Below are 380 nucleotides of genomic sequence, written 5' to 3' on the forward strand. Positions count from 1 at the left end.
ACGTCGGCCTCGGGGGCGCGGGTCACCTCGGTGTCGGGTAACTGGGTCTCGTCGACGGTGAGATCGCGCAGTTCGTACAGGAGGACCGTCGCGGCCTGCCCGAGGTTCAAGACGGGGTAGTCGTCGTCGGCCGGGATCGAGCACACTTCGTCGAGCCGCGAGAGCTCCTCGTTGTTGAGCCCGCGCCCCTCGCGGCCGAAGACGATGGCGGTGGGGGCGTCGACCGCCTTCAGCGACTCGCGCAGTTCGACGGGCGTCTTGAACGGGAACCGCTCGTGGCTGCGGTCGTCCTCGCCGGTGATCGCCGTGGTGCCGACGGTGTGGTAGTTCGCGACCACCTCCTCGAAGGTGACCTCCTTGGCGTTCGGGAGCACGTCCTC

General features: G+C 68.7%; 1 protein-coding gene. It reads right to left on the reverse strand.

Going from position 1 to position 380, the window contains the following annotated elements; translation table 11 throughout:
- A partial coding sequence (locus tag EXE44_RS18505; RefSeq protein WP_274595402.1) for a TrmH family RNA methyltransferase occupies positions 1-380 on the reverse strand: 380 nt, incomplete at both ends.

Source organism: Halorubrum sp. SS7 (genome assembly GCF_005435055.1).
GTDB lineage: Archaea > Halobacteriota > Halobacteria > Halobacteriales > Haloferacaceae > Halorubrum > Halorubrum salinarum.